Origin of the sequence: Streptomyces sp. SID13726 (assembly GCF_010548375.1) — a bacterium.
In the GTDB taxonomy this organism is placed as follows: domain Bacteria; phylum Actinomycetota; class Actinomycetes; order Streptomycetales; family Streptomycetaceae; genus Streptomyces.
In genome coordinates, this window is the sequence record NZ_JAAGLY010000215.1 from 1 (window position 1) to 559 (window position 559).

The window sequence follows — 559 nt, forward strand, 5'->3', positions numbered from 1 at the left end:
CGTCGAGGCCGTCGCGAGGTTCCTCGGCGGCCACCGCCCGGATGCGGAGGCGGGGCGCGAGGTGGTCGTCGTGCAGCCGCCCGCGAGCAAGCGCATCGAGGTCGACGTCGTGGTGCCCGTCCCCGACCTCGCGGACCTCGGCACGGCGGCCCTCATACCCGACACCTCGCAGCGGACGGCGGCGCGCGGTGGGAAGGACGACCCCGGGGGCCGCGGTGCGGCATCGGCGACGACCGTGGCCGGGCTCCCGCCCCTGCCCCCGGGCGAGCCCGACCTGTCGGGTCCGGCGACGTCGCGACCCACCGGGGCGCTCGACGTGCGCCCTCCGCGCCCGTCGGTGTGGCCGCACGTCGAGGAGCGCGTCGTCGACCTGGTCGCCGACCACCGCTCCACGCTCGTCTTCACCAACTCGCGACGCGGCGCCGAACGGCTCACGGCGCGCATGAACGAGGTGTGGGCGGAGCGCCAGGGCGAGGACGTCCTCGACCCGGGCACGATCACGGCGGCCCAGGTGCAGGCGCAGTCGGGCGCGAGCTCCGGCGCCGAGCCCGTCATCGCG

General features: G+C 77.3%; 1 protein-coding gene. It reads left to right on the plus strand.

The annotated features are described in order from the left end of the window. On the plus strand, positions 1-559 hold a 559-nt coding region (locus tag G3I78_RS47255), incomplete at both ends, for a hypothetical protein (RefSeq protein WP_203616498.1).